The following is a 24,229-nucleotide window of genomic DNA, read 5'->3' on the forward strand; positions in this document are numbered from 1 at the left end:
ACCCCCAACCCCTCCCGCATGCGGGAGGGGAGCTCTCACGTCACGCCAGCTGGCAAATGTCCAGCACCGTCATGTCGGTGTAATCCTGGTTCTCGCCCGCCATCGCCCAGATGAACGCATAGGCCTTCGTGCCGCTGCCCATATGGACCGACCAGGGCGGCGAGATCACCGCCTCTTCGTTCGCCATCACGATGTGGCGCAGGTTCTCGCCCTCGCCCATGTAGTGGAAGACGCGGTCGTTCTCGCCGTCCAGCTCGAAGTAGAAATAGATCTCGCTGCGGCGCTCGTGGATGTGCGGGGGCATCGTGTTCCACACGCTGCCCGGCTTCAGCACCGTCAGCCCCATCACCAGCTGCGCCGAATCGCAGATCCCCGGGATCACCATCTGGTAGATCGTGCGCTCGTTCGATTCCTCGAGGCTCCCGCGCTCCAGCGCGGTCGCATCGGCGACCGAGACCAGCCGCGTCTGGAACGCCTTGTGCGCCGGGCACGACGCCAGATAGAAGCGCGCGCCCTCGCCCGAGAACACGACGTCCTTCGCGCCCATCGTGACGTACAGGCAGTCCTTGTTGCCCAGCGTGAACGCCTCGTCGTCGACCGTCACGATGCCCGTAGCCGCACCGACATTGACCACCGCCAGCTCGCGCCGCTCGAGGAACGGGTGCCCCGCCGCCGAGGCGGGCTCGGTCTGCGCGGGCAGCGTCACCGCCTCGCCCGCCACCGCGACGCCACCGATCACGAACCGGTCGGCGTGCGTGTAGTTCAGCACGCACTCGCCGCTGCGGAACAGGTCCTGGATCAGGTAGCGGTCGCGCAGTTCGTCGTTCGAAACGCACTCCATCATGTCGGGATGCGTGGCGTAATAGGTGCGGTCGAACATCAGTCGGGCTCCGGGATGCGATGAAAGGGTCGCGCGGCAGGGCGGGGTATCGCGCGTCGCGCCATCACATCCTCCTCCCGCGTTCATGTACAACGTCGGCCACCTTGGTAACCGGTGTCAGACGCCGTTGCAAGTCATCCTCCCGGTCCGGCGACCGACGCACGCCGGATCAGCGTCGACAGGAACAGCGACGGCTCCTCGACCGGCTCGATCCCGCCCTCGCCGGCGATCAGCTTGAGCGCCGCGGATCGCGCCATCGACGCGATCGGCCAGCGAACCGTCGTCAGCGGCGGCCATACATGGGCCGCGATCGGGGTATCGTCGAACCCGATGATCGACAGGTCGCGCGGAATCTCCAGCCCGCGCTGGCGCGCCGCGTGGATCACGCCCGCCGCCATCTCGTCGTTCGACGAGAAGATCGCGGTCGGCCGCGGCATCAGGTCCAGCAGCCGGTCGGCGGCGACCAGCCCCGATTCGAACGTATAGTTGCCGTCCGCGATCAGGCTGCGCGGCAGCGTGATTCCCGCGCCCGCCACCGCATCCTCGAACCCCTGCCGCCGCTCCCGCGCGGACCGGAATCCATGCGGCCCGCCGACCAGCCCGATCCGCGTGTGGCCCTGCGCGATCAGATACTCGACCGCGCCGCGCACCGCCTCGCGGTCGTTCGACGCGACCATATGCTCGGGCGTGTCGAGCACCGCGGAGCCCATGCGGACATAGCGGCACCCTATCGCGTCACACAATTGCGCCACGCTGTCGTTCTCGCTGACCGGCGGCAGCAGCAGCACCCCGAACAGCCGCTGCCGCTCGAGGAAATGCCGAAGATCGTCGAGCATCGTCGCAGACCCACGGTCGAGCGGACGCACCACCATCTCGAACTCGGTTCCGCGCAGCGCCTCCAGCATGCCCTGCTGGACGTTCATCACGGTCTGCGCATTCGGGTTGTCGTGGACCAGCCCGATCAGGAAGTTGCGCCTGAGCGCCAGCGCGCGCGCCTGCGGATTGGGGATATAGCCCAGGTCGCCGATCACCGCCTCGACGCGCTTGCGCGTATCGTCGTTGAGCAACGGGGACCGGTTGATGACGCGGCTGACGGTCTTCTTCGACACCCCCGACAGGCGGGCGACATCGTTGATGGTCGGCTGGCCGGTCTTGCGCATTGGCCCGACATAGCCCGCCGCATCCGCGACGACCAGCCCGGCAAACCGAATCTGACACCGGTTACGGACAACTGACCCTCGGCCGTCACCCCGGATAAAGCCCGGAATGACGTGAAGGATCGACAAGGCGCGCAGCCAATCGCGCAACCCCGCTTGCCAATGACACCGGTTTCCCATACGCACGTCGCCAACGACGACAAAAGGGGAGGATCCGCGGCGGTGCAAGGACACGAGCTGAGCGAAGACCAGGCAGCGATCGCGCACGCCTTCGTGAACGCGCGCCGCGCGGGTGCCGCGCTCATCGATTATCCGGGGACGGTTCCCGCCTCGCTGGCGGAGGCCTATGCAGTCCAGGACGCCGCGATCGCGCTCGCCGCGCGCCCGGTCGCGGGCTGGAAGGTCGGCCGGATCAACCCGCCGCTCGACGGCACGAACCGACTGTCGGGCCCCATCTTCGCCGATCAGGTCTACACCGCCGATGGCGTGGCGATGCCCGTGATCGCGGGTGGATTCGCCGCGGCGGAGGCGGAATTCCTGCTGCGGATCGGCACCGCGCCCGATCCCGCCAAGCACAGCTACACGCTCGACGAGGCGCGCGCGCTGATCGACGCGGTCCATGTCGGGATCGAGATCGCGAGTTCGCCCTTCCCCGGCATCAACCGGCTCGGCGCGACCGTCACCGTCTCCGATTTCGGCAACAACAACGGCCTGCTCGTCGGCGCCGAGGCCGAGGGCTGGCGCAACGCGGACATCAACGACTGGACGGTCGAGCTCCATGTCGATGGCACCCGCATCGGCACGGCGACCAGCGCGGCGATGCTCGACGGCCCGTTCGGGGCCGCCCGCTACCTGTTCGAGCACATGGCTGCGCGCGGCGTCGCGCTCGATGCCGGACAATGGATTTCCAGCGGCGCGGTCACCGGCGTCCACGAGGTGTCGATCGGCGACCGCGTGACCGCGACGTTCGACGGCAGGTTCGCGGTATCCTGCACGATCACCGCCCAGTAACAGACGAAACGGCCCGGAAAGAGGCCGCAACGACACTTTCAGGAGAGCGAGGATGGCGACCCCATCGATGCCGCACCCGCCGCAGTTCGACAGTTCCGCCGCAACCGCGAAGGTCGGGCGGTATCGCTGGGTGATCTGCGCGCTGCTGTTCGCGGCGACCGCGATCAACTATGTCGATCGCCAGATGATCGGGGTGCTCAAACCCACGCTCCAGGCGGAGATGGGCTGGACCGAGACCGACTTCGCCAACATCATCTTCTGGTTCCAGCTCGCCTATGCGATCGGCTATGTCGGGTTCGGCAGGGTCGTCGACGTCGTCGGCGCGCGGCTGGGCTACACGATCGCGATCGTGATCTGGACGATCAGCCACATGGCGCATGGCCTGGCGGGGGGCGTCACCCAGTTCGCACTGGCCCGCGCGGGCCTGGGCATCGGCGAGGCGGGCAATTTCCCGGCGGGCATCAAGGCGGTGACCGAGTGGTTCCCGCAGAAGGAACGCGCCTACGCGATCGGGCTGTTCAACGCGGGCGCGAACGTCGGCGCGATCATCACCCCGCTGCTGGTGCCGATGATCGTGCTGATGTTCGACTGGCGGATGGCGTTCTACATCACCGGCGTCTTCGGGCTCGTCTGGCTGGCGGCATGGCTCGCCATCTATCGCCGCCCGTCCGAGCATCCCAGGGTCTCCGCCGCCGAGCTCGCGTGGATCGAGCAGGACCCCGCCGACCCGTCCGCGACGATGGGCTGGGGCACGCTGCTGACGGTGCGCGAGACCTGGGCCTATGCGGTGGGCAAGTTCTGTATCGACCCGATCTGGTGGTTCTTCCTGTTCTGGCTGCCGGGCTATCTGTTCCAGCGCTACGACCTCGATCTCAAGACGTTCGGCCTGCCGCTCGCCGCGATCTACCTGATCTCGGACGGCGGCAGCATCGCGGGCGGCTGGCTGTCGTCGCGGCTGATCCGCAAGGGCTGGAGCGTCAACCGCGCGCGCAAGCTGACGATGTTCATCTGCGCGTGTTGCGTCCTCCCGATCTTCTTCGCGCAGTCGATCACCAGCGTCTGGTCCGCGGTCCTCGTCATCGGCCTCGCCACCGCGGCGCACCAGGCCTTCTCCGCGAACCTCTACACCATCCCGTCGGACATGTTCCCGCGCGGCGCGGTGGGCTCGGTCGTCGGGATCGGCGGCACGGTGGGCGCGATCGGGGGCATGTCGATGGCGCTGTTCACCGGGCACATCCTCGATTCGACCGGCAACGACTATCGCGTCCTGTTCGCCATCGCGGGCAGCGCCTATTTCGTCGCGCTGCTGGCGATCCACCTGCTCAGCCCGCGCCTCGCGCGGGTCGAGCCGGCCTGAGATACCGACTGTCCCCACCCGTCGCCATCGCTCCCTCTCCCATCGGGGAGAGGGAAGGGACCCATCGCACAGCGATGGGAAGGGTGAGGGCAGCCCCCCGCGGAGACCTGCGTTGAAGATATCGACTTCCCTCGTCGCCCTCGCGATCGCGCTCGCCGCGAATCCCGCCGCCGCGCAGGACCTCCTCTTCCGCGTCTCCGCCGACAAGGGCGCGACGGCGGACGTCGCACAAGGCGACCCCGTCCCCAATTTCCGCAGCGCCGTCACCACCGTGCCCGACGGCGCGATCGGCCCCGCGCTGCGCTGGGCGGACGAGGGCTATGTCGCGTGGAACGCCCCCGGCAACATCCGCGCGCAACGCGGTACGCTCGCCTTCTTCTGGCGCGCGCGCGACGCGGTCGGTGAGGCCCCCTTCAACATCTTCCGCGTCGGCTTCGCGGATCATTCCAGCTGGGACATGGCGTTCTTGCGCGTCGACTGGAACGGCCACGGCTTCGACGCTTTCGTCACCGACGCCGGCCTGTCGCGCGTCCGCGTCTCCTCGACCGTCGCGATCCCCGACCCCAAGGCATGGCACCATATCGCCGTCGCATGGGACGAGACGACCGGCGTCCGCCTCTATGTCGACGGCCGCGAAGTCGCGCGGCGCGACCAGAAGGCAGACCTCGATTCGGGCCTCGACCAGTTCGGCCTCGCCGGCCGCGTCCTGTCGCCGCATCAGGTCCAGAGCCGCTACAATTTCATGCGCGGCTCCGATCTCGACGAGATCCGCGTCTATGACGGGATGCTCGCCCCCGCCGCAATCGCCGCACTCGCCGACAAGCGTGACCCCGCGCCCGCTCCCGTTGAAGACACCCCCGCCCGCCGCGCCGCATGGCTCCACCGCTACGGTTGGGACCGCACGCTACCGCCCGCCCTCGACGCACCCGTCACGCGCGTCCGCAAGGTCGAGTTCGCCGACGCGAAGGACCTGAAGCAGTGGATGTACAAGGGCGTCGACGGCATCGCCGAGACGACCTGGCCCGGCGTCTACAACCGCTCCCGCCTTCCCGGCCGCCACGATTATTTCGAGCTTCCCGACTGGAACACCTATGTCGAGGGCGGCAAGCGCTACGACCTGACGATCCCGCCAGGCGAGCGCGTGAACCAGATCGAGATCCGCGGCGCCGCGTACGGCACGCTCGACTGGAACGGCACGGTGCTGGCGAAGCGCCCGCAAGGCGTCGCCCGCAGCGTCGACCGCGTCGCCCCGCGCGAGGGCGGCGTCCTGCACGTCACCAACGTCATGCAGGAACAGCCGATCCAGGAGATCTGGGCGTACGACATCGGTGCCGGCACCGAACCGAAAGGCAGCTTCAAGCTCGCCTACACGATCGACGCCGCCGCCGCGCCGGACATGGCGGCGCTTGGCGCCCTCAACGCGCACATCGCCGGCCGCTACGCCCCCGACGAACGCACCACCGTGCTCGCGCTCCCCTCTTCGGGGATCAAGGCCGCGGTCGGCGCGGGCAGCGCGGGCGCGACCGGCACCGCGGCGCGCCACGCCGCCGCCGCGCCGATCGTCCACATCCTGATCCCCGCCAGTTTCGGCGACGCCGCCCCCGACAAGCCGCTCGCGCGCGCCTGGGACTATGGCTGGCAGAACCTCCACGACGGGCTCGACGGCATTGCGATCGATCTGCCCGCGATGAAGGTGGCACCCGGCCGCGACGGCCTCGTCGCGCTCAACATCAAGGTCCACGATCCGCTCTGGCCCGCGCGCGACCTGATCGATCTTTCGGTCTCGGTCCGTCCTGGCGAGGCCCGCACGCTGTGGCTCGACCTGCGCGACCGCATCCTCTCGAACGACAGCATGGCGCTGACGATCGCGTCCTCCGCCCCCGATTTCACCGCCGACGCGCTGAACGGCGCGAAGATCCGCCTCGTCTTCAAGCCGCGCGCCGACGCGCTCGCCGAGCATGTCTCGGACAGGTTCGCGCAGGTGAAGGACAATTGGGGCTTCCTCGTCGAGGAGCACACCGCCTCGAAACGCGCCGCACTCTACGCCCGCGTCTTCGCCGACATCACGGACCTGCTCCGCGTCGCCCCCGATCACGCACAGGCGCGCGCCTATTGGGCGGACATCAACTATCGCCCGGAGAACCTTCCCCCGGTCGCGCAGACCCCGGTCCCGCCGGGCGTCCCCGCCTGGGCGCATCGCCAGCTCGAGGACCTGTCGCAGGTCCGCCGCTTCGTCACCTGGTGGATCGACGAGCGGCAGGTTCCGTACGGCGACTTCGGGGGCGGCCTCTCTGACGACAGCGACCTGACGCAGCAATGGCCCGGCCTCGCGCTGATGGGGGTCGAGCCCGACAAGGTGAACGCCTCCCTGCGCGCGCTGTCCGACGCGGTCTACAGGAACGGCATGATCGAGCGCGGCCTCGGCACGATCACCACCGACGAGCTCCACGCCTATGAGGAAGGGCTCAATTCGGACGCCGAACGCCTCTACCTCAACTGGGGCGAACCCCGCGCGATCGAGCGGATCATGGCGACCACCAGGGCGCTCGGCGGCGTGATCCTCACCAACCCCGCCGGCCACCGCCATTTCGCCAGCAACTGGTACGGCGCGCGAACGATGTACCGCGAGGGCGCGTGGGAGTGGCAGAAGCCCTATTCCTTCACCGTCCTCCATGGCCCGATGCTGCTCGGCCTCTACAATGCCAGCCCCGCCGCGCGCGGCCTCGTCACCGGGGTGGTCGACGGCTGGATGGCGCACGGGACGCAGGATGCGAAGGGCCTGTGGGCCTATCCCAACGAGATCAACTGGCGCACCGACGCCACCCGCACCGGCGACGGCGGCGGCGCGACCACGCCCTTGCAGGGCGCATGGGCGGCGTGGCGCTTCACCGGGGATACGAAATATCTCCGCCCGATCGAGACACGCCTCGCCAGATCGGGCGCGGGCGCGCTCTCCGAGTTCAGCGAGAACGCGTTCGACCTCATGCCCGGCGGCACCGCGCTGCGCGGCAAGCTCGCCACGTCGTCCTCGAGCGACGATTTCGCGCGCTACGCCCGCTGGGCCGCGACCGGCGACACCGCACCGCTCGCCGCGCTCCACGAAGCCGCGATCGCCGACAAGCGCGCGCGCGCATACATGTATACCGAGGGCCATTGGTGGTCCGACCGCGTCGACCAGCCGAGCGACATCCTCCAGCGCGAGCGCCTCGGCGGCGTCGCGCTGCGCCGCAACCAGACATGGCCCGGCAACACCGTCAGCTGGCGCTTCGCCGACACCGCCGCGGCGGAGCAGGTCGCGATCCTCGTCCCCGGCGCCACCCGCGACCGCTTCCGCGTCATCGCCTGGAACACCACCGCCACGCCGCAACCCGCAACGATGACCGCGTGGTCCGTCACCGCCGGCCGCTGGACGATGACGCGCGCGACCAGCCCCGACGAGGGCCGCACGCTCACCGGCGCCACCGCCCCCGAACCCGTCACGCTCGAACGCAGCGCCTCGGTTCTCGTGACGTTCGCGCCGAACACCACGACCGTCTACGATTTCGCGCTCGCCACGCCCGGCGACCCGGTCGACACGCGTCCCGATCTCGGCATCGGCACGGACGACGTGGCGATAGAGCGCCGGCAGGTCGCGGTCACCGTCCACAGCCTCGGCGCGCGCGCCACGCTCGGCGGCACCGCCACGCTCGTCGACGCGCAGGACCGCGCCCTCGCCACCGCCCCGATCCCCGCGCTCGCGGCCCCGCTCGACCTGATACCGAAGACCGCGACGGTCCGCCTGACGATCCCGCGCGGGGTCGATCCCGCGACGCTCGCGGTCCGCGTCGCGATCCCCGGCGACGCGCCCGAGGTCACCCGCCTCAACAACCGCGTGCCGCTGCGGTGACCCCCACCCGCCGCGCCGTCCTCGCCGGCGTCGCCGCAGGGCTCGCCATTCCGGCCCGCGCCGCGACCGACGATATCGGCGCAGCGCTCGACGCCGCCCGCACTACCGATCCCGCGACCGCGCTCGCGAGCCTCGCCCGGTTCGACCCCGCCACGCTCACGCCCGCGCGCCGGCTCGACCTGCAAGCCGCCCGCGCCGGCCTTGCGATCGACGCGACGCTCGCGCGCCGCCTCGCCCCCGGCCGTCGGCCGTACCGCGTCACCCCCCGCGCCGGCGCATGGCAGGCCGCCCGCCCGACCGCGGAGGCGATCGACCGCGACACCACGCTCCTCACCGCCGATCGTGCCGCAGGCGTCGTCCTCCCCCGCGCGATGCTCGACCGCACGATCGCCGCGCTCGACGCCGCGCTCGACACCGCCGCCGCCCCCGTCGCCGCCCCCGTCGCCGCCGCGATGACGCGCCAGCGCGATACCCTCGCCGCGCAGCGCCCCGCCGCCCCCGCCGAGCCCGGCCTGTCACGCCTCCCCGATGGCGCCACACTCTACGCCCTGCTCCTCCAGCGCGCGGGCGGTACGCTCGACCCGGCCGTGGCCCACCGCCGCCTCGTCCGAACCCGCGACCGCCTGCTCGCAGAGGCCGACCGCGCCTTCGCCACGCTCGGCCACCGTCGCGGCCCGATCGGCACGCGCTACACCGCATTGTGGCACGATCCGCGCCACCTCTACCCCGACAGCGATACCGGCCGCGCGGAAGCGGTCGCCGACATGACCCGCACCCTCGCCGATCAGCGCACGCGCGCACCCGCGCTCGCCGGCGCGGTCCCCGCCTTCTGCCTCGACGTCTCGGTGCGCGCGCTCTCCCCGGCCGAGATCGCCGCGGGCAAGCAGGGCTATCGCGAGCCCCCCGCGCCCGGCGGCCCCGGCGCCTATGTCGTCGACCTGCGCGACATCCGCCGTCGCCCGCGCTGGACGCTCCCCGCGGTCGTCGCGCACGAACTGCTGCCCGGCCACATGATCCAGCTCGGCCTCGAGCAGGTCACCCCACCGCACCCGCTCCGCGTCGAGTACGCCGCCGCGTTCGTCGAGGGCTGGGCGATCCATGCCGAGGCCGCGATGCGCCCTGCCGACCCGCTCGCACAGCTCGGCCGCCTCCACTGGCTGCTCTTCCGCACCGCCCGCGCGATCGCCGACATCGACCTCCATCTCCACGGCGCGACCCCCGCGCAGGTCCGCGCCGACCTGATCGAAACGCACGGCGAGCCCGCCTATTTCGCGCCGTTCGACGAGGAGATCGACCGCATCACGCTCGAACCCGGCAGCCGCGCCGCCGACGCGCTGGTCTGGCTTGCGATCGACGCCGCGGTACGGGGCTCCCCCACACGCCGCGCCGCGATCCTCGCGAACGGCCGCAAGCGGACGGAGATGCTCGCGGGCATCTGAACACCCGTCATGCTGGCCTGACATCCGTCATCCCAGCGGACGCTGGGATCGCTCTCGGCTCGGTCGATCCTAGCTTCCGCCGGGATAACCGGCCGGTTTACCGCCCGTACACCGCCATCGCATCGCGCCGGAACGCCGCCCCGCTGTCGGCGCGGCTGTAGAACATGTGCCCGCCCGGATAGACGCGCAGCTTCACCCGTTCCGCCTGCCCGAACGCGGGCATCTGGTCGACGATCAGCCGCGACGCGAAGAACGGGCATGACAGGTCGTCCCAGCCATGGACGATCATCACCGCCATCTTCGGGTCGTTCGCGATCGCCTTGCGCAGGTCGACCACCGGCGCATCGTCGGGCTTGCCGCGATCCCACGCCTCGCCCACCGCGTACGACAGCGCGTTGTACCGCGCGTCGGTCTTCCAGCCCACCTCGCGCGTCACGAAATCGACCATCGCGCTCGTCGTCGGCGCGATCAGCGCGTCGAGGATCGGATCGCCCGATCGCCGCTGCGGCGACCAGGGGAAGGGATCGTAGGCGGTGACGTTCGAATCGTACCAGCTGCCGATCGTCCCGTCGGTCCGGTGCACCTCGCGCACGAAGGTCTGCGAATCGACGCGCCCGCCCATCCGCGTCACCAGCGCGGGGTCGAGCCCGGTCAGCTCGGTCACCTTCGCCACCAGCCGCCCGGTCGCCTCCGCATCCGACCGGCCCTTGAGCAGATCGCTCGCGAAGGCCCCACGCGTATACGCCTCCACCTCGGCCATCGCGGCCGGGGTCAGCCGGCCCTTGCGCTCCAGATTTGCCGCCGCCATCGACGGAAGGTCGATCATCCACGGCAGCGGCGACAGGGCGGTCGCGCCGTCGCCCGAAGCGGGATCGAGATAGGGCGACACCATGATGAGCCCGTTGATGCCCACCCCGATCTGCGACTGCAGCTCGTACGCGATCCGCGGCGCGCGATACCCGCCATAGCTCTCGCCCATCAGGTATTTGGGCGACCGCAGCCGCCCCGCCTTGACCAGCCAGTCATAGACGACGCGCGACAGATATTTGATGTCGGGATCGTTCGCGTAGAACGCCTTCTTCGACGCCGCCGCGTCGACCAGGCTGCGGCTGAACCCCGTCCCCACCGGATCGATGAAGACCAGATCGGTGAAGTCGAGCCAGCTATTGGCGTTGTCGGTCGCGATCGGCGCGTCCGACGGCGCGTCGCCCTGCGCGCCGAACTGCACGCGCTTGGGCCCGACGGCGCCCATATTGAGATAGACCGACGCCGCACCGGGCCCGCCGTTCAGCGCGAACGTCACCGGCCGCCCCGCGCCGCCGCCCCCGTTCCCATTGAGTACGACATAGGCGGTGTAGACCACCTCGCCGATCGTCTTGCCCTTCTCGTCGCGCACCGGGATCGTGCCCACCGTCGCGTCGTACGACACCAGCTTCCCCGCGATCCGCGCGCTCTGCCGGATCGTCCTGTCCGCAGGCAGCGGCAGCAGCTTGATGTCGTCGTCCGACTTCTTCTCGACCGTGGTGGTCTGCTTCTCCTGCGCGGTCGCAGGCGTCGCGATCACGACGAACGCGGCAAGCGCTGCCAGGGTCAAGCGCCGCATCACTTCGCCTCCTTCCCGCCCGCCGCGATCCACGCGTCGATCTTCGCCTCCAGCACCGGCATCGGCAACGCCCCGGTATCGAGCACCGCGGCATGGAACGCCCGCGGATCGAACGTCGCCCCGAGCGCGCCCTGCGCCTTCGCCTTCAGCCGCGAAATCGTCAGCTGCCCGATCTTGTACGCCAGCGCCTGCCCGGGGATCGCGATATAGCGTTCCACCTCCGCGGTCGCGTCGGTACGCCCCATCGGCGAGTTGTCGAGCATGTACGCGATCGACTGGTCGCGCGTCCAACCCTTGGCGTGGATCCCGGTGTCGACCACCAGCCGCATCGCGCGCAACATCTCGTCGTTCAGCCCGCCCATCCGCTGGTACGGATCGGTCTCCACCCCCAGCTCGCGATAGAGCGACTCGGCGTACAGCCCCCAGCCTTCCGCATAGGCGGTATTCCCGCCGAACCGCATGAACGCAGGGAGCGCGGCGTTCTCCTGCGCCAGGCTGATCTGGAAGTGATGCCCCGGCACCGCTTCGTGCAGGTACAGCGTCTCCATCGTCCACAGGTAACGCGACGGAAGGTCGTAGCCGTTGTAATAGAACACGCCGGGCCGCGACCCGTCGGGCGTGCCCCCCTGGTACGATCCGCCCGCGTCGGTCTTCTCCTTGAACGCCGGCACCGCACGGATCTCGAGCGGGGTCTTGGGGATCAGCGAGAACTGCTCGCGGATCCGCGCGTCGACGCGCTTGCCGATGTCGAGATAGCCCTGCCGCACCTGCGCGACGCTCGTCGGCTGGAACCGCTTTTCGGTCTGCATATAGCGGAAGAATTCGGCCAGCGTGCCCTTGAACCCCACCTTCGCCTTCTGCGCCTCCATCTCGCCGCGGATCCGCGCGACTTCCTTCAGCCCCAGCGCGTGGACCTCCTCCGCACCCAGCGGCAGCGTGGTGTTGCGCTCGATCAGATACGCATAGAGCTTCGCCCCGCCCGGCATCCCCGACAGCCCGACGCTGTCGCGCGCCGCGGGCAGATAGGTCGCGCTCAGGAAATCGCGCATCCGCTGCTCGGCGGGCAGGATCACGTCCCTGACCTGCGCGGCATAGGCGGTGCGCAGCCGCGCTTGGTCCCCCGCCGGCACGCTCGCAGGGAAGGTCTTGACCGGCGCGTAGAAAGTCGAGCCCTCGACGCCCTGTCTGATGAGGTTGTCGAGCTGGTCGATCATGTTGCGCACGACCAGCTTGGGCTGGACGACGCCCGTCCTCATCCCCTCGCGGAACCGCGTCTCGGCCTCGCCGAGCATCACGGCATATTGCGCGTTGCGCTTCAGGTTGTTCTCGTAGTCGACCAGCGTCTTGAACGGCGCCGCGCCGGTGCCCGAGGCGAATTCGGGATAGAAGGTGTGGATGCCGTAGAAATGATCCATCGGCCGCACGATCGTCAGCGCGACGATCTCCGGGCTGAGGCCACGTAGCGACACTTCGGTGTCGCGCTTGAAGACGTCATAGGCGATCTTGTCGACCGCGGTCAGCTTGGTGCGATCGATCGCCGCCAGCCCGCGCAGGTCGCTCTCCGCGGCCGCGCGCTCGGCGGCGATCGAGGCGTCGGATAAGAAGTCCCCCAGCCGGTCGGCATAGCGCAGGTCGCCGCGGAAGATCGCGCTGATCGGGTTGCGCTTCAGGCTCGCCTCGTCGCTTTCGTGGAACAGCGTCTTGAGCTTCATGTCCTCCGCCCCGTCGCCGGGTAGCGCGACCGGCGCCGGCGTCTGCTGCGCCAGCGCGGGGGCGAGGGGGGCGGTCGCGAGCAACGCGCCGATCACGAACTTCAGGGACAAGGGCGGCAATCCTCGAAAAAAACACCGCGAACGCGGCGGATGCGATGTGGTATGAGGCATCATCGCACCCGGCAAGCCTCCTGAAACAGATCCGCCCCCACTGGCGCCCGCGTCCCGACCCGCTATCATCGCCGCAAAACGACACTGGGGGAGGACATCATGCGCACCATCATGCTCGCATCGCTCGCGGCCATCGCGGCACCCGCCGCGGCGCAGGTCGATCCCCCCTCCGCCGCCACGCTCGCGCACAACCGCGCCGCGCAGGCCGACGCGCCCTTCGCCGACACCCGCGACCTCGATTTCGCCGCGCGCGGCTTCGTCGCCACCCGCAAGGACCCGAAGATCGTGCGCGCCGACGGCGGCACCGTGTGGGACCTGACCGCCACCGATTTCCTGAAGGGCACCGCGCCCGCGACGGTCAATCCCAGCCTCTGGCGTCACTCCGCGCTGCTCGCGCGCCACGGCCTGTTCAAGGTGACGGACCGGATCTGGCAGGTCCGCGGGTTCGACCTGGCGAACATCACCTTCGTGAAGGGCGATACCGGCTGGATCGTGATCGACGCGCTGTCGACCACCGAGACCGCGAAGGCCGCGGTCGACCTCGTCACCGAAAGGCTCGGCGCGCGCCCGATCGCAGCGCTGATCGTCACGCATTCGCATAGCGACCATTTCGGCGGTGCCGCCGCGCTCGTCTCGCCAGCCGATGCGAAGGCGGGCAAGGTCGCGGTGATCGCGCCCGCCGGCTTCCTCAAGGCCGCGATCAGCGAGAACGTGATCGCGGGCCCCGCGATGCAGCGCCGCGCGGTCTATCAGTTCGGCGTCGGCCTTCCGCTGAACGCGACCGGCACGGTCGGCTCGGGGATCGGCCCCGCGCTCGCGGTCGGCACCCAGTCGCTCGTCGCGCCCAACCGCGAGATCGCGCGCGACGGCGAGGAGGTGACGATCGACGGCGTCCGCCTCGTCTTCCAGCTGACGCCCGGGACCGAGGCGCCCGCGGAGATGAACGTCGCCTTCCCCGACTGGAAGGTGGTCGACATGGCGGAGAACGCCAACGTCACCCAGCACAATATCCTCACCCCCCGCGGCGCGCAGGTCCGCGACGCCAAAGCATGGGCGGAAGGGCTGACGCGCGCGATCGAACGCTTCGGCGACAGCGAGACGATGATCGCGAGCCATGGCTGGCCGCGCTTCGGCAAGGCGGAGATCGCGGACTATCTGGCGAAGCACCGCGACGCCTACGCCTTCCTCCACGACCAGACCGTCCGGCTGATGAACCAAGGGCTGACCGGCCCCGAGATCGCGACGAAGCTCGTCCTGCCCGCGGCGTTGCAGCGCGAATGGTACGACCGGCCCTATTACGGCTCGCTCGGCTTCAACGCGCGCGCGGTCTATCAATATTATCTCGGCTGGTACGACGGCAACCCGGTCCACCTCGCCGCGCGCGCGCCGGCCGATGCGGGCACGCGCTACGTCGCGGCGATGGGCGGGGCGGCGAAGGTGATCGCGCTCGCCAGCGACGCCTATGCGGAGGGCGACTATGCCTGGGCCGCCGAACTGCTCAACCACCTCGTCCTGTCCGATCGCACCGCGATCGAGGCTCGCGCGTTGCTCGCGCGCTGCTACGACCAGCTGGCGTGGCAGTCGGAGAATTCGCTCTGGCGCAACATGTATCGCACCGGCGCGGAGGAGCTGCGCGCAGGGGGCGCGATCGGCACGCGCCGATCGATCGCGGGCGGCCTGGCCGCAGCGCTGCCGACGACCGATCTGTTCGACCTGCTCTCGGTCCGGATCGATCCCGCGAAGGCTGGCGACCAGCGCCTCGCGCTGCTGTTCGTCTTCCCCGAGAGCAACGAGCGCATCCTCGTCCGCGTCGCCAACGGCGTCATGACGCACACCCGCGCGATTCCGGCAGACGGAATCGACGCGACGCTGACCGTCAGGCGCACCGATCTCGTCGCAGCCCTGGTCGGCGGCGTCCCGCTCGCGCCGAAGATCCTGAGCGGCGAAGCGAAGATCGAAGGCGCCCCGGACCGCTTCCAGCGCGTCGTCGCGATGCTCGACGCCCCCGGCGCCCCCTTCCCGATCGTGCTGCCGCGGTAAGGCGCTCTCGTCATCCCAGCGAACGCTGGGATCGCCGTCGATCGGTCCTCTCCTTGACGGCTTTGAAGGGTCACCAATCCGCGTCCGCATGCTCCCCCAGCCGCGGCGCGCCCCTCGTCGCGCGCATGCGTACCCCGTCGACGACCACCGGCGCCGCGAGCCCGGGCAGGACCGTGCCCGCCACGTCCTCCAGCGCCAGCCGCATCGCGCGCGCCTGCACCTGCGGGTCCGCGAACACCGCATCGATCCGGTTCACCGCCCCCACCGGCACGCCCGCCGCCTCCAGCGCCGCGAGCAAATCCGCGCTTGCCCACGTCACCGTCCGCGCGGTGACCAGCGGCAGCAGTGCGGCGCGGTTGCGCACCCGCGCCGGGTTCGTCGCGAACCGCGCGTCGGTCGCCATCGCCGCCACGCCCAGCACCTCGCACAGCCTGCCGAACTGCCGGTCGTTCCCCACCGCGACGATGAGGTCGCCGTCCGCGGTCGGGAAGCTCTGGTACGGCGCCAGGTTCGCGTGCCCGTTCCCCATCCGCTGCGGCACCACCCCGCTCGCCATCCAGTTCAGCGCCTGGTTCCCCAGCACCCCCACCTGCGTGTCGAGCAGCGCCATGTCGAGATGCGCACCGTCCCCCGTCCGCTCCCGCGCCCGGAGCGCGGCCAGGATCGCGACGACCGCATACACCCCCGTGAACAGGTCCGCATGCGCGACGCCGCCCTTCTGCGGCGGGCCATCGGGCTCGCCGGTGATCGACATGATCCCGCCCATCCCCTGGATGATGAAGTCGTACCCCGCGCGGTGCGCATAAGGCCCCGTCTGCCCGAATCCGGTGATCGAGCAGTACACCAGCCGCGGGTTCGCCGCGCGCAGAGTCGCCGCGTCGAGCCCGTATTTCGCCAGCCCGCCCACCTTGTAGTTCTCGATCACCACATCTGCCTTCGCCGCCAGCGCGCGCACCCGCGCCTGCCCCCCGGGCGTCGCCAGATCGACCGCCACCGATCGCTTCCCCCGGTTGCAGCTGTGGTAATAGGCCGCGCCCAGATCCACGCCGTCCGCCCCGGTCAGGAACGGCGGCCCCCAATGCCGCGTATCGTCCCCCTCGCCCGGCCGCTCCACCTTGATGACGTCCGCGCCCAGGTCCGCGAGCAGCTGCCCCGCCCACGGCCCGGCCAGGATCCGCGCGAGTTCGAGCACGCGCAGGCCGGCGAGCGGACGGGGCGGGGTTCCATTGGTCATTCGCTAACCCTTTCCCGTTTGCACTGAGCTTGTCGAAGTGCTGCCTTTCTTCTCGAAAACGGCAGCAAAGAAGGACAGTGCTTCGACAAGCTCAGCACGAACGGACCGTGGTACAGGCACCCTCAAAAACTCTTCGGCAACCCCAGCACATGCGTCGCCACATGGCTCAGGATCAGGTTCGTCGAGATGGGCGCCACCTGATACAGCCGCGTCTCGCGGAACTTGCGCTCGATATCGTACTCCTCCGCGAAGCCGAACCCGCCATGCGTCTGCACGCACATGTCCGCGGCATACCAACTCGCCTCGGACGCCAGCATCTTCGCCATGTTCGCCTCGGTCCCGCACGCCGCGCGCGTATCGTAGAGCGCCGCCGCCCGGTCGACCATCAGCGCGGCGGCGGACAGCTGGACATGCGCGCGCGCGATCGGGAACTGCACGCCCTGGTTCTCGCCGATCGCGCGGCCAAACACTTCGCGTTCCTTCGCATAGGTAGCCGCGCGGTCGATGAAGAAGCGTCCGTCGCCGATGCACTCGCTCGCGATCAGGATCCGCTCCGCGTTCATGCCGGAGAGGATGTAGCGGAACCCCTGCCCTTCCTCCCCGATCCGGTTCGCGCCCGGCACGCGCAGGTCGTCGAAGAACAGCTCGGTCGTCGCGTGGTTCAGCATCGTGCGGATCGGCCGGATCGTCAGGCCGTTGCCCACCGCGTCGCGAAGGTCGACCAGCAGCACCGACATGCCGTCCGACGGCTTGGCGCAGTCCTCACGCGGCGTCGTCCGGCACAGCAGCACCATCAGGTCGCTATGCTCCGCGCGGCTGATCCAGATCTTCTGGCCCGACACGACATAGTCGTCGCCATCGCGCCTCGCGAAGGCGCGGATCCGCGTCGTGTCGGTCCCCGCCCCCGGCTCGGTCACCCCGAACGCCTGCAACCGCAGGTCGCCGCGCGCGATGTGCGGCAGATACGCCGCCTTCTGCGCGTCGGACCCGTGCTTCAGCAGCGTGCCCATCGTATACATCTGCGCATGGCACGCCCCGCCATTGCACCCGGACCGATGGATTTCCTCCAGCACCGCAGTCGCCGCCGCCAGGCCCAGCCCCGACCCGCCATAGCCCTCCGGGATCAGCACCGACAGGAACCCGGCCTGCGTCAGCGCCGCGACGAAGTCCGCCGGGTAGGCCCGCTCGCGATCGAGCCCGCGCCAATACTCGCCCGGAAATCCCGCGCACAGCCGCCGCACGGCCTCGCGGATTTCGGGGAACGATTCCTCCTCGGCCATGCGATCCTCTCTCGTTGCGGGATACGGTACACGCGAACCCCGTCGTCATCCCAGCGAAAGCTGGGATGACTGGCTATCAGGCGAACGCCGGGGCCTGCCGCAGCTGCTGATACGCCGCGATCACCTTCTGCAGCTCGCCCTCGTGGCTCCGGTCGCCGCCGTTGCGATCGGGATGATAGCGCCGCACCAGCTCCGAATAGCGACGCCGCAGCGCCGAGCGGTCCGCATCCGCCGCCAGCCCCAGCACCTTCAGGCTCGCGCGATCCTGCCCCGACAGCGGCTTGCCGTCGCTCCGCTCGGGCGCGGCGTGCCGGCGATAGCGCGCGCCGATCGCGTCGAGCGGATCGGAAAAGTCCGCCCAGCGCGGCCCCGTGTCCGTACCCCCATGCGCGAACGCCCGCGTCGCGCGCTCCCATCCTGCCAGCGGGCGCTGCGCAACATGGATCTCGTCCGCGGTCATCCCGTCGAAATAATTATACCCCGCATTGAACGCGCGGATATGGTCGAGGCAGAACCAGCGGAACGCGGGCGGCCGGTCGCCGTCGCCCGGCCCCTCCAGCGGCGGTGCGCGGAACTCGCCCGCCTCCGCGCAGCCCGGATGCGTGCACGCGCGCCCGGTGCCCTCGACCCGGCCGTGAAACCGCGGGCTCGGCTTCGCGCGCCGCGTCTCCTGTGCATCCCGCCCTTCCTGGCCATCATCGTCCCAAGCCAACCGAAATCCCGCCCTTCCCGCGCAAAACGGGCTATATAGGCGCGATGACCGACGCTTCCACCGTTGTGCCCGGCACGCCCCCCCCGACGATCGCCTCGACCATCGCCGCCCGCCTGACCGAAGCGCTCGCGCCCACCCGGCTCGAGGTGGTCAACGAAAGCCATCTCCACGCCGGCCACATGGGCGACGACGGCTCGGGCGAGAGCCACTTCCGCGTCGCGATCGAAAGCGCCGCCTTCGCCGGCCAGTCGCGCGTCTCGCGCCAGCGCCTCGTCAACCACGCGCTCGCCGACCTGCTGCGCGACCATATCCACGCCCTTGCCATCAGCGCACGGGCCCCCGGCGATGCCTGAGGCGCGTGCGCCCCGCCCCGCCGCGCGCATCCTGCTGGTCGATGCGCAGCGCCGCGTGCTCATGTTCCGCTTCACCCCCGCGGACCGTCCACCGCTCTGGTGCACGCCCGGCGGCGCGGTCGACGCGGGCGAGAGCTATGCCGCCGCCGCCCGCCGCGAGTTGTGGGAGGAAGTCGGCCTCGACGTCGATTGCGGCCCCGAGGTGGCGCGGCGAACCGTCGACTTCCGTACCTTCGAGGGCACCGAGGTCACCGCCGACGAACGCTACTTCCGCGTCGACGTCGACGCCTGCGAGGTCGCCGCGGGCGCCCTCACCGCACAGGAAACGCAACTGCTCGTCGGCCACCACTGGTTCACCCGCGACGAGATCGCCACATGGCCCGAGACGATCTACCCTGCCGACCTCGCCACTCTGCTCGACCAGACGGAGCCCGCCGATGCTCGATGACGCCCTGCTCAACGATGTCGTCCTCCAGACGATCATGCCCGTCACCCACGATCTGGGCGGGTTCAAGGTCCACCGCACGCTTCCCAACAAGGCGCGCACGATGGTGGGGCCGTTCCTGTTCTTCGACCAGATGGGCCCCGCACAGCTCGAGACCGGCACCGGGATCGACGTGCGTCCGCATCCGCACATCAACCTGTCGACCGTCACCTATCTGTTCGAAGGCGCGATCGATCACCGCGATTCGCTCGGCACGCTGGCGACGATCGAGCCCGGCGCGGTCAACCTGATGACCGCGGGGCACGGCATCGTCCATTCCGAACGCTCCCCCACCGCGGAGCGCGCGCACGGCCCGGTCCTGTCGGGAATCCAGACGTGGCTCGCGCTCCCCGACGACAAGGAGGAGATCGATCCGGCCTTCGAGCATGTCGAAAAGGCGCGACTCCCCGTCATCGATGCGCACGGCGCGCGCAGCCGCGTCGTGATGGGATCGCTCTGGGGGCAGCGCGCGCCGACCACGACGCATGCGGGCACGATCTACGCCGACATCGCGCTCGACGCCGGCGCCAGCGTACCGATCGACGCCGCGGCGGAGGAACGCGCGATCTATCTCGCGATGGGCGAGGCGACGCTGGAGGGCGTACCCCTCGAACCCCGCGTCCTCTACGTCCTGCGCCCCGGCATCGCTGCGACGCTGCGCTCCGCCACCGGCGCGCGCGCGATGCTGTGCGGCGGCGACGCCTTCACCACCCCGCGCCACGTCTGGTGGAACTTCGTCTCCTCCCGGCGCGACCGCATCGAGGAAGCGAAGCGCGCCTGGACCGCCGGCGACTTCCCCCGCGTTCCCGGCGACGAGAAGGACTGGATCCCGATCCCCGCGGTGCCCAACACCGTCAGCTATCCGTGATGCGGAACGCGCACCCCACACTCCGTTCGCACTGAGCTTGTCGAAGTGCCGTCCTTCTTCTCGACGGTATAGAAGAAGGGCGGTTCTTCGACAGGCTCAGCACGGACGCGAATGGGGTGGCGCTTTACTTCTCCTCATACGCCCCCCGCCGCATCACATAGTCCCGCGTCTCGAACGGCGCCGCCAGCCCCTCGACCCATGCGCCATGCGCGTGCGTCAATGCCACCAGTTCCATCGGCCGGTCCCCCGGCCACGTCTGCACCCGCACCTCGTGCCGATGGAGATCGCGGTTGGGCTCCATCATCACCCATGCCAGCGGCTGCGCCACACTCGCCCGCGCGCCCGCCGCGTCCATCGCCGCACGGATCCGCTCGCGCGATGCTGCGGGCAGGTACTGCCAGACGACCGAGTGCATCAGCACCCGCGTCACCCAGTCCGCCTGCGGCGCCGCCAGCCGCGCCTCGACCCAGTCCGCCGCGTCGCCCCGATCAAGCGCAACGCCGTGCGCGCGCACCATCGCGATCGCCGTCTCCAGCCGCGCCTGCCGCTCGATATTCTCGACCCACACATACGCCGCCAGCCGCGCGGCCTGCGCCCTGTCGGTGACGTCGACCGGCGCGATATCGACGCCGCGCACCGCCTCGATCGCGATCGGAACCGCGGGCGGCGCTACGCCGCGCCACTCGGGCCGGATCGTCAGCGGCGCGTCCGCCGGGCCCGCCGCCGTCCCGCCCAGATCGAACCGATAGCGATCGATCAGCAGGTTCAGCCCCGCGCTCGATCCGATCTCGAGCAGCTCGACCCGCGCGCCGAACCGCGCCGCCACATGCAGCAGCCCCGTCATCAGCCCCGCCGATCGCCCCGCCTCGTTCGTCTGCGGCGGCCCGTCGAGCCAAGGCAACAGCGCCGCATCGTGCGCGACCAGCGTCGCCTGCAAAACCGTCGCGACCGCCCCGGCCTCCACCATCTCGCCGCGGAACACCGCCGACAGTGCCGGGTCGACCCCCGCGCGGTGCAGCGCGTGCAGCCCACCGATCAGCCGCAACACGACCGCATCCGCCACCGGCTCCCCCGCCCAGTCGAGCACGCGCCGCCCGATTTCGCTCGCACGGTCGAGCGCGGTCGCCAGCGCGCGCGCGATCCGCGCGGTCACCGGCGCGTCCATCGCGGTGCAATAGCCCGCCTGGATATTGAACGACTCGCGGTTCTGGATCTCGGTAGCCATCCCCACCGGTTGCACCCTCCCCCCGCCCCGCGTAAAGCCCGCCCGCCCATGTCAGACCCAATCGTCCCCCCTCTTGTCATCGCCGTCCCCAAGGGACGCATCCTCGCCGAGGCGCTGCCGCTGCTCGCGCGCGCCGGCATCGTGCCCGAGGCGGCGTTTTCCGACGAGGACAGCCGCGCGCTGCGCTTCGCCACCGACGATCCGGGCATCCAGCTGATCCGCGTCCGCGCGTTCGACGTCGCCACCTTCGTCGCGCACGGTGCCGCACAGCTGGGCATCGTCGGCTCCGACGTGCTGATGGAGTTCGCCTATCCCGAGCTCTACGCGCCCGTCGATCTCGGCATCGGCCATTGTCGCATCTCGGTCGCCGAACCCGCAGACCTGGCCGCGCGCGACGATCCGCGCGGCTGGAGCCACGTCCGCGTCGCGACCAAATATCCGCACGTCACACAGGCCCATTTCGCGGCGCGCGGGGTGCAGGCGGAATGCGTCAAGCTCAACGGCGCGATGGAACTCGCCCCGCTGCTCGGCCTTGCGCCGCGCATCGTCGATCTCGTCTCCTCGGGCCGCACGCTCAAGGAGAACGGGCTGGTCGAGGTCGAGCGGATCGCCGAAGTCAGCTCGCGCCTGATCGTAAACCGCACCGCGATGAAGACGCGCGCCAGGGTGGTCCCGCTGGTCGAGGCGTTCCGGCGAGCGGTGGCGGCATGACGGCTACGCCTTACCCACGCCTCTGGGCCACCACGCCCTCCCCGTTCGTTTCGAGCGAGCGGATGATGGGGGCTCCGGTCCGATGATCCGCCTCGCCACCACCGACGCCAGCTTCGAGTCCGCCTTCGCCACCCTCGTCGACGCGAGGCGCGAGGCCGACACCGACGTCGCGCGCGATGTCGCCACGATCATCCGCGCCGTCCGCGACGAAGGCGACGCCGCGGTCCGCGCGTTCACGCAGCAGCACGACCGCCACGATCTCGACTCGACCGGATGGCGCGTCGATCCCGCAGACTGCGCGAACGCCTTCGCCGCCCTCGAACCCGAACTGCGCGCCGCGCTCGAACTCGCCGCCACCCGGATCCGCGCGTACCACGAGAAGCAGCGCCCGGAGGATACCGCCTTTACCGATGCCGCGGGCGTCCGCCTCGGCGCGCGCTGGCGTGCGGTGGACGCCGCGGGCATCTACGTCCCCGGCGGTCGCGCGGCCTATCCCTCGACATTGCTGATGAACGCGATCCCCGCCCGGGTCGCCGGCGTCGAGCGCCTCGTCGTCGTCACCCCGACGCCCGATGGCCAGATCAACCCGCTGGTGCTGGCCGCCGCGCATCTCGCGGGCGTCGACGAGGTCTGGCGCGTCGGCGGTGCGCAGGCGATCGCCGCGCTTGCCTACGGCACCGATCGCATCGCGCGCGTCGACGTCGTCACCGGCCCCGGCAACGCCTGGGTCGCGGAGGCCAAGCGCCAGGTCTACGGCGTGGTCGGCATCGACATGGTCGCGGGCCCCAGCGAGATCGTCGTCGTCGCGGACGGCCGCAACGACCCCGACTGGATCGCCGCCGACCTGCTGAGCCAGGCCGAACACGACGTGACGACGCAATCGATCCTGTTCACCGACGACGACGCCTTCGCCGATGCGGTCGCCGACGCGGTCGAGCGCCAGCTCGCCGACCTCGCCACCGCCGCCACCGCGCGCACCGCATGGGACGCGAACGGCGCGATCGTCGTCACCGCCACGCTGGAGGCCGCGATCCCGCTCGTCGACCGGCTCGCCCCCGAGCATGTCGAGTTCGCGTGCGACGACCCGCAAGCGCTGTTCGACCGGCTCCGCCATGCCGGCTCCGCCTTTCTCGGCCGACACACGCCCGAGGCGATCGGCGATTACGTCGCCGGACCCAACCACGTCCTCCCGACCGGCCGCCGCGCGCGCTTCGCGTCGGGGCTGGGCGTCACCGATTTCATGAAGCGCACCAGCTTCCTCCAGCTCGACGAAAGCGCGCTGAATGAACTCGGCCCTGCCACGATCGCGCTCGCGACCGCGGAAGGGCTACCCGCGCATGCCCGATCGGTGGCGCTTCGGATCCGAACGAACACCCCCTGATCCGTTCGCCCTGAGCCTGTCGAATTGCGTCCCCGGCCCCTAATGCGGGACGGGCTTCGACAGGCTCAGGGCGAACGGGATATAGAGAGAATCGCCATGTCCCGCACCGCCGCCCGATCCAAAGCCCGCGCCGCCGCCCGCCTCGCCGCGGTGCAGGCGCTGTACCAGCACGACATGGAGGGCACCGCCATCTCCGCGCTGCTCCACGAATTTCACAACCACCGGCTCGGCGCAACGATCGAGGACGCGGAGTATGCCGAAGCCGATGTCGATTTCTTCGACGATGTCGTCTCTGGCGCCGCCGCCCGCGTCGGCGAGATCGACCTGCTGATCGGAAAGAAGCTGGCCACCGGCTGGACGCTCGAGCGGCTCGACAAGCCGATGAAGGCGATCCTGCGCGCCGGCACCTACGAATTGCTCGCGCGCGCCGACGTGCCGACGGGCGCCGCGATCAGCGAATATGTCGACGTCGCGCACGCCTTCTACGAAAAGCGCGAGGCCGGGTTCGTCAACGGCCTGCTCGACGCGATCGGGAAAGAGGTCCGGGCGTAGGGTTCTGGGCCGGAATTCAGGCGCCAGCCCCCAGCCCCGTTCGTGCTGAGCCCGTCGAAGCACTGTCCTTTCTTTCCACGGTTCGGAAGAAGGGCAGCACCCTTCGACTGCCTGCCTGCGGCAGTCGCTCAGGACAGGCTTCGACAAGCTCAGTGCAAACGGATGCCGGTTGG

General features: G+C 70.1%; 19 protein-coding genes. 11 read left to right on the top strand and 8 right to left on the bottom strand.

What is annotated here, in order from left to right:
- Nucleotides 1–40: 40 nt before the first annotated feature.
- On the bottom strand, nucleotides 41–880 hold the full coding sequence (gene kduI, locus ACV7NO_RS01465; RefSeq protein ID WP_463404265.1) for a 5-dehydro-4-deoxy-D-glucuronate isomerase: 840 nt from the start codon (nucleotides 878–880) through the stop codon (nucleotides 41–43).
- A gap of 134 nt (nucleotides 881–1,014) precedes the next feature.
- Complete coding sequence (locus ACV7NO_RS01470) at nucleotides 1,015–2,040, bottom strand: LacI family DNA-binding transcriptional regulator (RefSeq protein ID WP_463404266.1); 1,026 nt, start codon at nucleotides 2,038–2,040, stop codon at nucleotides 1,015–1,017.
- A gap of 219 nt (nucleotides 2,041–2,259) precedes the next feature.
- Between ACV7NO_RS01470 and ACV7NO_RS01475 the strand changes: the two genes are divergently transcribed.
- The 4 genes from ACV7NO_RS01475 to ACV7NO_RS01490 all read left to right on the top strand — a co-directional run bounded on the left by ACV7NO_RS01475 (nucleotide 2,260) and on the right by ACV7NO_RS01490 (nucleotide 9,730).
- Nucleotides 2,260–3,048: a 2-keto-4-pentenoate hydratase gene (locus tag ACV7NO_RS01475; protein WP_463404267.1), complete on the top strand. Its 789-nt coding sequence runs from the start codon at nucleotides 2,260–2,262 to the stop codon at nucleotides 3,046–3,048.
- Between the two features lie 52 nt (nucleotides 3,049–3,100).
- Nucleotides 3,101–4,405, top strand: a complete 1,305-nt coding sequence (locus ACV7NO_RS01480) for an MFS transporter (protein WP_463404268.1) — start codon at nucleotides 3,101–3,103, stop codon at nucleotides 4,403–4,405.
- Between the two features lie 112 nt (nucleotides 4,406–4,517).
- Nucleotides 4,518–8,291, top strand: coding sequence for a LamG-like jellyroll fold domain-containing protein (locus ACV7NO_RS01485; protein WP_463404269.1), 3,774 nt, complete (start codon nucleotides 4,518–4,520; stop codon nucleotides 8,289–8,291).
- Nucleotides 8,288–9,730 carry a DUF885 family protein gene (locus ACV7NO_RS01490; RefSeq protein WP_463404270.1) on the top strand — a complete coding sequence of 481 codons (1,443 nt, stop codon included), beginning with the start codon at nucleotides 8,288–8,290 and terminating at the stop codon, nucleotides 9,728–9,730. The genes ACV7NO_RS01485 and ACV7NO_RS01490 overlap by 4 nt, the downstream gene beginning before the upstream one ends.
- 97 nt (nucleotides 9,731–9,827) lie before the next feature.
- Here the strand turns inward: ACV7NO_RS01490 and ACV7NO_RS01495 are convergent, their stop codons facing one another.
- Both ACV7NO_RS01495 and ACV7NO_RS01500 read right to left on the bottom strand, forming a co-directional pair.
- On the bottom strand, nucleotides 9,828–11,333 hold the full coding sequence (locus tag ACV7NO_RS01495) for a S10 family peptidase (RefSeq protein WP_463404271.1): 1,506 nt from the start codon (nucleotides 11,331–11,333) through the stop codon (nucleotides 9,828–9,830).
- Entirely contained in the window at nucleotides 11,333–13,150 is a 1,818-nt protein-coding gene (locus ACV7NO_RS01500) for a DUF885 domain-containing protein (protein ID WP_463407249.1), read from the bottom strand. The genes ACV7NO_RS01495 and ACV7NO_RS01500 overlap by 1 nt, the downstream gene beginning before the upstream one ends.
- A 165-nt stretch (nucleotides 13,151–13,315) precedes the next feature.
- Between ACV7NO_RS01500 and ACV7NO_RS01505 the strand changes: the two genes are divergently transcribed.
- Nucleotides 13,316–15,256, top strand: a complete 1,941-nt coding sequence (locus tag ACV7NO_RS01505; protein ID WP_463404272.1) for an alkyl/aryl-sulfatase — start codon at nucleotides 13,316–13,318, stop codon at nucleotides 15,254–15,256.
- 70 nt (nucleotides 15,257–15,326) lie between these two features.
- Here ACV7NO_RS01505 and ACV7NO_RS01510 read toward each other — a convergent pair whose 3' ends face one another.
- The 3 genes from ACV7NO_RS01510 to ACV7NO_RS01520 form a co-directional block, all read right to left on the bottom strand.
- Nucleotides 15,327–16,490: a CaiB/BaiF CoA transferase family protein gene (locus ACV7NO_RS01510; RefSeq protein ID WP_463404273.1), complete on the bottom strand. Its 1,164-nt coding sequence runs from the start codon at nucleotides 16,488–16,490 to the stop codon at nucleotides 15,327–15,329.
- A gap of 122 nt (nucleotides 16,491–16,612) precedes the next feature.
- Nucleotides 16,613–17,770 carry an acyl-CoA dehydrogenase family protein gene (locus ACV7NO_RS01515; RefSeq protein WP_463404274.1) on the bottom strand — a complete coding sequence of 386 codons (1,158 nt, stop codon included), beginning with the start codon at nucleotides 17,768–17,770 and terminating at the stop codon, nucleotides 16,613–16,615.
- A 76-nt stretch (nucleotides 17,771–17,846) separates the two neighbouring features.
- Complete coding sequence (locus ACV7NO_RS01520; protein ID WP_463404275.1) at nucleotides 17,847–18,482, bottom strand: J domain-containing protein; 636 nt, start codon at nucleotides 18,480–18,482, stop codon at nucleotides 17,847–17,849.
- Nucleotides 18,483–18,526: 44 nt separating this feature from the next.
- Between ACV7NO_RS01520 and ACV7NO_RS01525 the strand changes: the two genes are divergently transcribed.
- From ACV7NO_RS01525 to ACV7NO_RS01535, 3 genes are read left to right on the top strand one after another with little or no spacing between them, the layout of a single operon-like run.
- Nucleotides 18,527–18,835 (top strand): BolA family protein, encoded by a 309-nt coding sequence (locus tag ACV7NO_RS01525; protein WP_463404276.1) that lies wholly within the window; start codon nucleotides 18,527–18,529, stop codon nucleotides 18,833–18,835.
- On the top strand, nucleotides 18,828–19,283 hold the full coding sequence (locus ACV7NO_RS01530) for an NUDIX hydrolase (RefSeq protein WP_463404277.1): 456 nt from the start codon (nucleotides 18,828–18,830) through the stop codon (nucleotides 19,281–19,283). The genes ACV7NO_RS01525 and ACV7NO_RS01530 overlap by 8 nt, the downstream gene beginning before the upstream one ends.
- Nucleotides 19,273–20,187, top strand: coding sequence for a pirin family protein (locus ACV7NO_RS01535; RefSeq protein WP_463404278.1), 915 nt, complete (start codon nucleotides 19,273–19,275; stop codon nucleotides 20,185–20,187). The genes ACV7NO_RS01530 and ACV7NO_RS01535 overlap by 11 nt, the downstream gene beginning before the upstream one ends.
- A 124-nt stretch (nucleotides 20,188–20,311) precedes the next feature.
- Here ACV7NO_RS01535 and ACV7NO_RS01540 read toward each other — a convergent pair whose 3' ends face one another.
- Nucleotides 20,312–21,412, bottom strand: a complete 1,101-nt coding sequence (locus ACV7NO_RS01540) for a DUF2332 domain-containing protein (protein WP_463404279.1) — start codon at nucleotides 21,410–21,412, stop codon at nucleotides 20,312–20,314.
- 48 nt (nucleotides 21,413–21,460) lie between these two features.
- Between ACV7NO_RS01540 and hisG the strand changes: the two genes are divergently transcribed.
- From hisG to nusB, 3 genes are all read left to right on the top strand, one after another.
- Nucleotides 21,461–22,123 (top strand): ATP phosphoribosyltransferase, encoded by a 663-nt coding sequence (gene hisG / locus ACV7NO_RS01545; protein WP_463404280.1) that lies wholly within the window; start codon nucleotides 21,461–21,463, stop codon nucleotides 22,121–22,123.
- Between the two features lie 82 nt (nucleotides 22,124–22,205).
- Nucleotides 22,206–23,504, top strand: coding sequence for a histidinol dehydrogenase (hisD, locus tag ACV7NO_RS01550; RefSeq protein WP_463404281.1), 1,299 nt, complete (start codon nucleotides 22,206–22,208; stop codon nucleotides 23,502–23,504).
- Nucleotides 23,505–23,600: 96 nt separating this feature from the next.
- Entirely contained in the window at nucleotides 23,601–24,056 is a 456-nt protein-coding gene (nusB, locus tag ACV7NO_RS01555; protein ID WP_463404282.1) for a transcription antitermination factor NusB, read from the top strand.
- Nucleotides 24,057–24,229: the final 173 nt, after the last annotated feature.

Source organism: Sphingomonas sp. Ell38C01 (genome assembly GCF_055231975.1).

Bases quoted from the DNA above. Each gene is read 5' to 3' on its own strand.
- ACV7NO_RS01535 (WP_463404278.1), top strand. From the start codon at position 19,273: ATGCTCGATGACGCCCTGCTCAACGATGTCGTCCTCCAGACGATCATG.
- ACV7NO_RS01505 (WP_463404272.1), top strand. From the start codon at position 13,316: ATGCGCACCATCATGCTCGCATCGCTCGCGGCCATCGCGGCACCCGCC.
- hisG (WP_463404280.1), top strand. From the start codon at position 21,461: ATGTCAGACCCAATCGTCCCCCCTCTTGTCATCGCCGTCCCCAAGGGA.
- ACV7NO_RS01495 (WP_463404271.1), bottom strand. From the start codon at position 11,333: ATGCGGCGCTTGACCCTGGCAGCGCTTGCCGCGTTCGTCGTGATCGCG.
- hisD (WP_463404281.1), top strand. From the start codon at position 22,206: ATGATCCGCCTCGCCACCACCGACGCCAGCTTCGAGTCCGCCTTCGCC.
- ACV7NO_RS01510 (WP_463404273.1), bottom strand. From the start codon at position 16,490: ATGACCAATGGAACCCCGCCCCGTCCGCTCGCCGGCCTGCGCGTGCTC.
- ACV7NO_RS01530 (WP_463404277.1), top strand. From the start codon at position 18,828: ATGCCTGAGGCGCGTGCGCCCCGCCCCGCCGCGCGCATCCTGCTGGTC.
- ACV7NO_RS01480 (WP_463404268.1), top strand. From the start codon at position 3,101: ATGGCGACCCCATCGATGCCGCACCCGCCGCAGTTCGACAGTTCCGCC.
- nusB (WP_463404282.1), top strand. From the start codon at position 23,601: ATGTCCCGCACCGCCGCCCGATCCAAAGCCCGCGCCGCCGCCCGCCTC.
- ACV7NO_RS01515 (WP_463404274.1), bottom strand. From the start codon at position 17,770: ATGGCCGAGGAGGAATCGTTCCCCGAAATCCGCGAGGCCGTGCGGCGG.
- ACV7NO_RS01470 (WP_463404266.1), bottom strand. From the start codon at position 2,040: ATGCGCAAGACCGGCCAGCCGACCATCAACGATGTCGCCCGCCTGTCG.
- ACV7NO_RS01525 (WP_463404276.1), top strand. From the start codon at position 18,527: ATGACCGACGCTTCCACCGTTGTGCCCGGCACGCCCCCCCCGACGATC.
- ACV7NO_RS01540 (WP_463404279.1), bottom strand. From the start codon at position 21,412: ATGGCTACCGAGATCCAGAACCGCGAGTCGTTCAATATCCAGGCGGGC.
- kduI (WP_463404265.1), bottom strand. From the start codon at position 880: ATGTTCGACCGCACCTATTACGCCACGCATCCCGACATGATGGAGTGC.